This window comes from bacterium (genome assembly GCA_019912885.1).
Lineage (GTDB): Bacteria > Lernaellota > Lernaellaia > JACKCT01 > JACKCT01 > JAIOHV01.
On sequence record JAIOHV010000071.1, the window covers coordinates 24762 to 34117 of the forward strand.

8 protein-coding genes are annotated in these 9356 nt (G+C 64.7%); 4 read left to right on the forward strand and 4 right to left on the reverse strand.

All coding sequences use genetic code 11. The annotated features are described in order from the left end of the window. Positions 1 to 3: 3 nt before the first annotated feature. From K8I61_06125 to K8I61_06135, 3 genes are all read left to right on the forward strand, one after another. A complete protein-coding gene (locus K8I61_06125; protein ID MBZ0271592.1) occupies positions 4 to 891 on the forward strand; it encodes a hypothetical protein in 888 nt (295 codons plus the stop codon). Further along, a complete protein-coding gene (locus K8I61_06130; protein ID MBZ0271593.1) occupies positions 888 to 1751 on the forward strand; it encodes a hypothetical protein in 864 nt (287 codons plus the stop codon). Before K8I61_06125 ends, K8I61_06130 begins: the two co-directional genes overlap by 4 nt. A gap of 247 nt (positions 1752 to 1998) precedes the next feature. After that, a complete protein-coding gene (locus tag K8I61_06135; GenBank protein MBZ0271594.1) occupies positions 1999 to 2796 on the forward strand; it encodes a hypothetical protein in 798 nt (265 codons plus the stop codon). A gap of 336 nt (positions 2797 to 3132) precedes the next feature. On the opposite strand, the gene folE2 is transcribed toward K8I61_06135, so the two are convergent. The 4 genes from folE2 to K8I61_06155 form a co-directional block, all read right to left on the reverse strand. Beyond that, entirely contained in the window at positions 3133 to 3984 is an 852-nt protein-coding gene (gene folE2 / locus K8I61_06140; GenBank protein ID MBZ0271595.1) for a GTP cyclohydrolase FolE2, read from the reverse strand. A 2-nt stretch (positions 3985 to 3986) separates the two neighbouring features. Next, positions 3987 to 5825 carry a hypothetical protein gene (locus tag K8I61_06145; GenBank protein ID MBZ0271596.1) on the reverse strand — a complete coding sequence of 613 codons (1839 nt, stop codon included), beginning with the start codon at positions 5823 to 5825 and terminating at the stop codon, positions 3987 to 3989. 275 nt (positions 5826 to 6100) lie between these two features. After that, positions 6101 to 7342, reverse strand: a complete 1242-nt coding sequence (locus tag K8I61_06150; GenBank protein ID MBZ0271597.1) for a DegT/DnrJ/EryC1/StrS family aminotransferase — start codon at positions 7340 to 7342, stop codon at positions 6101 to 6103. Positions 7343 to 7520: 178 nt separating this feature from the next. Beyond that, entirely contained in the window at positions 7521 to 8729 is a 1209-nt protein-coding gene (locus K8I61_06155) for a hypothetical protein (GenBank protein MBZ0271598.1), read from the reverse strand. A 109-nt stretch (positions 8730 to 8838) separates the two neighbouring features. On the opposite strand from K8I61_06155, the gene K8I61_06160 reads away from it, so the two are divergent. Continuing rightward, on the forward strand, positions 8839 to 9356 hold a 518-nt coding region (locus K8I61_06160), incomplete at its 3' end, for an ankyrin repeat domain-containing protein (GenBank protein MBZ0271599.1).

Genomic DNA, 9356 nt, shown 5'->3' on the forward strand with positions numbered 1-9356 from the left:
GCGATGGCGTTTTACGACAAGATCCGCAACATCGACCGCCGCGTCATTTTCCTTTTGATCGGCCTGTCCGTCGCACTGCCGCTGATCTTCACGATCCGATTCCCGGAATTCCCGACGCCGATGGTCAAGCAGATCTTCGGGCTTATGGAAGACCTGCCGCCGGGCGCCAAGGTGCTGGTGTCCTTCGATTACGACCCCGCGTCCGAGCCCGAACTGCAGCCGATGGCGACGGCCTGGATGCGGCAGCTCGCCGAAAAGCGCGCGAAGATCTACATCATGGCGCTCTGGCCGATCGGCCAGGACATGGCGCGCCTTTCGATCGACGCCCTGAAGCGCGACCTCGCGGACAAGGAACGAGAAACCGGCGAAAAGGTGCCGTTCGAATACGGCGTCAACTACGTCAACCTCGGTTTCAAGAGCGGGGCGCAGGGCGTCATCAACGTCGTGCTCACCGACTTCGAGAAAATGTACCCGACGGACGCCGCCGGCCAGGCGCTTTCCACGATTCCGCTCATGAAGGAGGCGCGAAGCCTCAAGGATTTCGACCTCATCGTGAACATCTCCGCCGGCACGCCGGGCCTGAAGGAATGGATCCAGTTCGGCGCGGACCCGGCGGGCGTGCGTATCGTGGGCGGGAGCACGGCGGTGCAGGCGCCCCTGCTTTACCCCTACTATCCCAAGCAACTCTACGGGCTTCTCGGCGGACTGAAACCTGCGGCCGAATATGAAAAACTGATGGGCGACCGCTACCCGCAGTACGCCGACATTCAAAAGAACAAGGGACGCATCCGCATGGGCGCTCAGGCGGTCGCGCATCTAGTGATCATGGCGTTCATCATCATCGGCAACATCACTTTCTTCATCGACCGCCGAAGGGAGCGCTCGCGATGAGCCGCGGACGCATCGTCTTTCTTGTCGCCGGGGGCCTTTTCCTCGCGTTTCTCCTGTTTCGCTCGGCGACGGGCGGCATGGTTCCGCCCTGGCCGCACACGGTCGAAACGCAGGCGATGGAACCGCAATACAACGAGTTCGGCCTGCTCGTCGGCGAAAACGCGGTCACGACGGGCGCGACGTCGTGGAAGGGCCCGCTGACGTGGTTTGCCGCGTTCCTGACGCTGTGCATCCTCTCATTCCTCTACGACGACAATCCGCTCTACAAGTTCGCCGAGCATCTTTTCGTCGGCGTCTCCGCCGCGTACTGGATGGTGATGGGCTTCTGGACGACGCTCGTCCCGAACCTGTTCGGCAAGCTGACCCCGAATCTCGTCTCGGGCGTGCTCGAGGGCGTCAAGGACAACACGCCGGAGTGGCATTACGTCATTCCGTTGATCTTCGGCATCCTGCTCCTGACGCGCATCTCGGAGAAATTCGGGTATCTCTCGCGCCTGTCGCTCGCGTTCATCGTCGGCACGACCGCCGGCCTGAACTTCGTGCAGTACCTCAAGAGCGATTTCATGCTGCAAATCACGCAGACCATCACACCGCTCGTCGCGATCGGCGCCGAGGGCTTCTCGTTCTGGGGCACATTTTCCAACATCGTGCTTTTTGTCGGCGTGATTTGCGGGCTGATCTACTTCTTCTTCTCGAAGGAGCACACGGGCGTGTTCGGCGCGGCCAGTCGCATCGGCATCTGGGTCCTCATGATCAGCTTCGGCGCGTCGTTCGGATTCACCGTCATGGGCCGCATCGCGCTTCTGGTCGGCCGCATGGAGTTCCTGCTCCGCGACTGGATGAATCTGGTCGTGGGATAGGCGCGTCGTGCCCGTGCCAGTGCCCGTGCCCGCATGGACATCATGGACATGATGGACCGCATGGACCGAATCGGCACGAACCCGTCTTTCGCGGGCGGCTGACCGCTCGCTCGCCCTTCGCGCACCCGCTACGTTCCGACGCTCGTTCCTCTTTCCCCTTTCGCCTTTCCTCACGCGGCTCTTTCCACATTCGTCGCGCGACTGGTATCATGCACGCCCTGTTGAAATTTCCGGGAGTGGCGTGGCGATGCGATCCGTTTTTGGCGCGGTTTTTTTTGGCCTGTCGATTTTCGCTCTGGCCCTTGTTGCCTTTCCCGCGCCCTCGGTCGCGCAGGATGACGGCGAGTCCGACACAACGGCCAAGGACTACGGCCCCTGGCGGCCGAAGACATGCCTGAATATCCAGGCGTTCGGATCGATCCATTGGCTCGATCACTCGGACGTCAACAACTACATCGACAAGGGCGGCGTGGAGCCGTTCGGCGTCAGCGACGCGGATCCGGAAAGCTACGGCGACCGCGCGACGCCCGTTTTCGGCGCGCGCCTCGGCATGGTGTTCAACAGCTTCGTCGCCGACCTGATGGGGCAATATTACAAGCAGTGGCGCGACGGCCCGCACACCGGCGCGACGATCAGCGGCTTCCACCTTCTGTTCCACGTCGGCAAGGACGTCATCCGCACGCCGTTCCAACTTTATCCCTACGCGGGCATTGGCTGGTCGTACACGAACTTCATCGTCAACGGCGACGATCGGCGCAAGCGCGAGTTCCCGGATTACTCCGGCGCCAAGACGGGCGTTCCGGGCGACGTGGGCCTCGGCTTCGAGCTGCAAAATCCCGCGTGGACCTCACGCGATCCGAACTACCGCGCGGCGATCAACCTGCCCGTCTTCCTGCACATCGGCTATCAGGGCGAACTCATCACCTACTTCTGGCAGATCAAGCACGGGCGCCTGGAGCGCGCGGTCCTCGACCGCTTCATGGGCCCCTACGTGCGCGTTGGCGTCGGCATTGGAAAAGGCACCTACGTGAGGCAGACGGAGTAGGATGGAAGAAGCGGGAAAGCGGGAAGATCTTGAATCGCGAATAGTCTGAAAGTCCGAAAGTCTGGAAGTCTGAAAGGTCATCGCAAGCGGCCATGGCGCTATCAGGTTCGCATCGCGCCGCCACCCCCGTTCGCCGCCCCGTCCATCATGTCCATGATGTCCATTGTGTCCATGAATTGGAGACCCGCTCCCTGACGGTCGCGGTTCGTTGTTCGGGCACGGGCACGGGCACGGGCACGGGCACGGGCACGGGCACGGGCACGGGCACGGGCACGAATAACCGAATCAGGGACGGGGATGGGATTCACCCAATCCTCAATCCTCAATCCTCGATCCTCAATCCTCCTTCCTCATCTCCACACTTGCGAGCGCACTGTGGTTGTGAATGCTCTCGAAGTTCTCGACCTCGACGGAAAACCACGTGATGGCGGGGTGATCGCGAAACGCGATGGTCACGTCGCGCGCCACATCTTCGACAAACGCGGGGTGCGCGAACGCGAGGCGCGTCAGGTGATCCTCGTCTTCCGGGCGCAGGACGGAATACACCGGGCTCGACGCCGCGGACTCGATCATCGCGATGACGTCCTCGATCCACAAAAATCCCGTGTGACGAAGCTGCGCGCGCACCTCGCCGCGCTGCGTGTGCGCGGAAACGCGCGCCAATTCCTTGCTGCACGGGCACAGCGTCTGCACGGGAACGCTTACGCCGAGCACAAAATCGAAACCGTCATCATCGAGCCGGCCGGTCAGCCGGCAACGGTAGGCCATCACGCCCGGTGCGCCGGAAACGGGCGCGCGTTTTTCGACGAAATACGGAAACGACAGCTCGATATGCGCCACGCGCGCGCCGAGGGCCTCGCGCACGTTTTCGGCGATTGCGCTAAACGATTTGAGCCCGATGCGCCGCTTGTTCGCCTCGAGGATCTCCACGAAGCGCGACATGTGCGTGCCTTTGTGCCCGGCCGCGAGATCGACGTAGAGGTTGAACTCGCCGACGGTCGCCTGCTCGCCGCGCGCGCGATCGCGGACGATCACCGGGTAACGCACGCCCTTCACGCCGACGCGGTCGAGCGCGATGCCGCGCGTGTCCGCGGTGCTCTGCACGTCGGCCAGGCGCTCGGCGAGAACGCGCGGACCGATGGACTCGGTCCCCGGCAGATGGGCGGGATCGGATTCGGGGCGCGCCATGATCACTTCCGCGGCTTGCGAAACAGACGGCGCCGCGCCGCCGCGCGCCCGGCCACGACGGCGAGCGCCGCGATCGACACGGCGACGCCAAAATAGGTCGGAATCGGGCGGTATTTCAACACGGCGCGGAACTTTCCCTCGGGAACGCTCAGCGCCAGAAGGCCGTTTTTCTCGAACAGCGGCAGGTTCGCCGCGAAATGCCGGTCGAAATTCTGGTTGATGAGCAGCACGCCGTCCGCGTCGGCGATGCCCTCCACGGTGACGGTGTTCGACGTGAACGCGATATGGCTGACGCGCCCCGCCCCTTCCCCGAACCACGCCTCGCCTCGGTACGCGGGATTCTCGTGAAGCGCGTCGTCCGGCGTCACGAAATATCGCGGGATGACGTTTTCGGGCAACAAGACGTCGCCGTCCCAGTCCACGGTGCCGACGCCGCGCGCCGCGTTGAGGTATTGCTGCGCGTGCGGAGAACGCGGCGAGCCGCGCACCATGTCGCGTCCACGCACGTGATGGAAGGTTCCGGCCGGCTCGAATGCCGGCGCATCGTGAACGAAGATGCTCCCCGCGATCGGCACGTTGACCGCCGCCACCTGCCAGACCAGCGCCGCCCACGCGAGAATGTAAATGCCGTAACGCGCGGCACGCGGCCACGCCCGCGACAACACGATATCCGCGCCCATCGCGGCGAACAAACAAATCGCCGCCAGCACGAAAAACGTGAATAGCTGATACGGTTCGTGCATCGACCGGAAGATCGGCAGATGCCAGAGCGGCCTGAAAAAGTCGATCGGCAGATACGGCCCGAACGAAATCAGCAGAAACCAGGCGGCGACCGCCAGCAGCGGCCATTGCCGGCGCCACGTCGCGCCGATGCCGATCACCGCCAGCGCGAGCGCGCCGAAGCCCGGCGCGATCGGTTCGTGCGGCGTCGGGGACCAGAACGCGAGCGCGCGCAGCATCGTCGGAAAATCGTGGAAAAAGTGCGGGTAGCCGCCGAACACGCCAAGATACGTGTTGTAGTCGTCCACCGAACGCACGTTGCGCATGAGCAATTCGATCATCGGGATGATCTTCGCCGCCGCAAAGACGCACGACAGCACGAACGCCGCGGCGACCGCGCCAAACGCCGCGCCCGCGCACGATCCGCGCGACGTCCGCGCGCGGACGGCCGCGTCAAGCGGCAGATACACCGCGAAAAACAGCCCCGCGACGACGTAGCCGATGCCAAGCTGCGCAAGCGTGAGGGCAAGCAGCAAGCCGGCGCCGATGAGATTCGTTTGGTCGAGCCGGCGTTCGGCGGACCCGAGCCCATCGCGAACGCGCGGCAGCAGGAACAGCCACACCCACGGCACAAAATTCCAGTACAGTTTGAAGTAGAAACCCCAATACAGGCGCGACAGCCACCACGCCGAACACGCGAACGACGCGGCGGCGAACGCGGCAGCCGCCGGGCTCGCGCCATACCCTCGGCGCGCGAGCGCGTAGAATCCGAGCGCGCCGATCAGCATGAATAGCGCGATGTTCACTTTCATGCCGACCGCCTCGCCGAGCGCGAGCGGCACGATCGTGAACGGCGAAAACGTCGGATCCTGCGGGTTGGCGGGCAGCGGATAGCCGCCGCCGAGAAATGGCGTGCGCAGCGGAATCTCGCCGTCGGTCAGGATCGCGCGGCGAAAGAGATGATCGTACGTCGCCTGCTGGAGATAATCGTGCGTGCGCTCGACGTTATCCGAAAACAGCGCGTGCGGATGCGCGAACAGGCGCGCGATCCAGAACAACAAGAGGACGACGACGGCGGCGCGCGCCAATAGCTCGTCCTTGTTCTCGGGCGACAGATTCACGCGGAACAATTAACCACAGAGAACACGGAGAGCACAGAGGTTTTTTCAAACGAACGAGAGTGCGCGCGACGTCGTCATCCTGCCGAGGCGTCGACATCCTGCCGGGGTATCGTCATCCTGAGCGAAGCGAAGGATCTGGCTCGCCCCTGCTGACGTTCACGCGGCTTACGGGGCGGGGCCGGATCCTTCGGCTCGCTGCGCTCGCCTCAGGATGACGGCGCCTCGCCCGCGCTTCGCAAGGCACGTCGCGCTCTTTGCGCCTTTGCGTGGTGAATTCAGAGAAGCTCGTCCGCGTTCTCCCTGATCTTCCGCACGATCGCGACAATATCGTCCACGTCATCGCGCGTGCCCATGAGCATGGGGTAATGCATCCACAAGCCGGTTTCCTTCGCGAACGTCCACGCCACGGGCGTGTCGGCGGCGTCGCGCCCGATGCCCTCGCCGTAGCGCGCGCGAAGCTCGGGCCACTCGTCGGAGCGCGCGGCGAAAAGCTCGTTCGCGAACATCGGCACGTAAAACGCGCCGGAGAGGATGAGGCCCTCGCCCATCGCGGCCTCGATGAACTTTTCGCGCGGCACGTCGCCGAACTTCGAGCGGTCGTACGTGAAGATGTACTGATAATGCGCGCGGCGCGTGGTGCGTTCGTCGTAAGGGACAACGCCGATGCCGTCGATCTTCGCAAGCTGTTCGGAGAGATACGCCGCGTTCTCCTGACGGCGCGTCGTGAATTCGTCGAGCTTGGCGAGTTGCGCGCGCAGCACCGCGGCCTGGAACTCGGTGATGCGGTAGTTCCATCCGAACAGGCGGCCCTCGTAGCTGTCGTAGCCGTGCTCCTTGCGCCCGCAGTTGACGAGGCTCTGGCACTTTTCCTCGAGCGTCTTGTCGCTCGTCAGAATGAGGCCGCCCTCGCCCGCGGTCATGAGCTTGCTCGACTGAAAGCTGAAGCTCCCTAAATGCCCGATGGAGCCGACGCCTTTTCCGCGCCATTTCGCGCCGTGCGCGTGCGCGCAATCCTCGATGACCGGCAGGCCGTTGTCGCGCGCGATTTGCATGACGGCGTCCATGTCCGCGATGGACGAACCCAGGTGCACGACGATGATCGCTTTCGTCTTGTCCGTGATGGCGGCACGGATTTTTTCCGGGTCGATGGTGAAATTGTCGGGGCGGATGTCCACGAACACCGGCACGGCGTTCAAATAGACGGCGCACGCCGCGGTGGCGACCCAGCTCGCCGCCGGCACGATCACCTCGTCGCCCGCCTTGATCCCCAGCGCACGCAGCGCGACCTCGAGCGTCACCGTTCCGTTGGCGGCGCAGATGCCGTACTTCGCGCCGTGATACGCGGCGAACTCCTCGGCGAAATGCCGCGCCTGGAAATTCGGCGACGGAAACCCGCCCCACTCGTGCGATTCGAGCACGGTGATGAGCCCTTCGCGCTCGCGCTCGTCGTACGGCGGCCACACAGGCCAGGGTTTGGTTCGGACGGACGTCCCGCCCTTGATGGCAAGATTCGGCATCGGATGCTCCTCGCTTTCGCGTCGATCGCGCTTTTTTGTCTGTGCGTTGCGTCGAATGCAAATCACCGCGATCGCGGCGACCGAAACGTAGCGCAAAACGCGCGGGAGCGTAAAGCGATACCCGGGAACGCCGAGCTCCAGCTCGGCCCGCGTTCCCAGGGACGGCTTCGGTAGCGAACTAAAACGCCAGCCGCGCGCTTGCCCGCCATTGCAGCTCGGGGTCGATCATCGTGCCGTCCGCCGCGCCGCCCTGGTATCGCTCGGTGTAGATGCGCGATTGCAGGTAGGCCGCGAGGTCGAAATGCGACGTCGGGCGATAGAGAACGCCGCCCCAGAGATGATGAATTTCGTCCTCGTCCGCGGGAAGCGCGTTGCCCGTGATTTGCGAGCGCAAAAACGACGCCTCGCCGTGTTTTTGTGAAGCGTTGCCGTCGAGGTAGTCGTAGCGAAAAAACGGGCCGACGCCGATCGGCGTGACGTACCCCGCCCACGCGCCCGCACCGCGAATCACCCACGGGTCGCCGGTCTCCGATAGCTGGCGCCACATGCCGAACGCGGACACGCCGGAGAACAATCCCTCGCGCGAAAACGCCAGCATCGCGACGCCGTCCGTCTGGCGGTCGATGAGATCGCCCGGCGGGTTGTCGTTTGTTTCGTAACGGCCGGCGAACGTGAGCGAGAGGCCGTAGAGCGCCGTGGCGTCGAACGGCGCGAACGTGACGCGCGCCGCGCCGGCCTTGTGGCGGTTTTCCTCCGTGCGCCGGTAGCCCTCGCCGTTCGTGACCTGCGCCTCGTAGCTCACCGCGCCGCGTCCAAAATCGCCGAACACCGCCAGACCGAGGTCCGCCTCCGGGCCGAGAAAGCCGTGGTCGTCCGCCGGTGCGCGATCGACAAAACGCATCGTCCACGCGCGCTCGGCGACCGGCGTGTAGGCGTTCGGGATCATCCCCGCGCGGATACCGAACGCGAGCATCGGCCGCCACTGGATGTGCACGTTCTTGAAGATCAGCTCGACGCGGCCGAAATCGTCGGACTCAACGGACTCCAGGTCGCCGTCGCCGTCCACGTCGGCGCGAAACTCCTGCACGCGCGCGGACTCGATGAGCACGTGCCCCGTCAGGCCCGGCGTCGCGACGCCCTCGACCGAAAGCTGTGCGCGCGGGATGTCGAAGGCGTTGTAGTCGTTGCGCACGCGGCGCGGATCGCGGTCGCGGTAATACGAGACGTCGTACAGGTAACGCACGAAGATCTCCGCGCCGAGCACGATGCGCCGGCCGGTGCGTTCCGCGTGCGCGGGCGACGGCACCACAAGCGTCGCCGTGAACGCGAACGCGAGCGCAAGCGCCAGGATGCGCCATGCGGCGCCAGGGGCGGTGCGTGCGTACATGGGTCCATGATGTCCATTCGGTCGGTCATGTCCATCCTGTCCGGCGGGCCTTTCCGCCTTTTGGACTCTGTCCTAATATGACCGCGCTCGCCGTTTCGAGGGGGACATCGTGGACGCCGAAGACATGCTCCGGGCCGTCATGGAGAACGACATCGAACGCCTGGAGTCGTTTATTTATGCGGACGGGGATCTGAACGCGCGCGACGATGAAGGCCGGCCCCTCGTGCATCTGGCGCTTTCGGCGTCGCCGGAAATTTTCGCGGCGGTCGTCGCGGCAGGGCCGGATCTATCCGCCGCTGACAAGAACGGCCGCACGGTCTTGCACGCCGCAACAGCCAAGGGCGCCGAGGATGCCGTGCGCCGATTGCTCGACGCCGGCGCGCCGGTGGACGCGCGCGACCAGTTCGGCGCGACTCCGCTTCACCGCGCCGCGGGGCTGGGGCACGAAGCGATCGCGCGAATGCTCGCCGGCGCCGGGGCGGATGTCGCGGCGACGGACGGCGAAGGGCAAACGCCGCTGCATCACGCCGCGATGATGGGGCATGCGAGCCTCGCCCTGTTGCTCGCGGACGCGGGCGCGCCGATCGACGCAAAAAACGGCGCGGGAAACACGCCGCTGTATCTGGC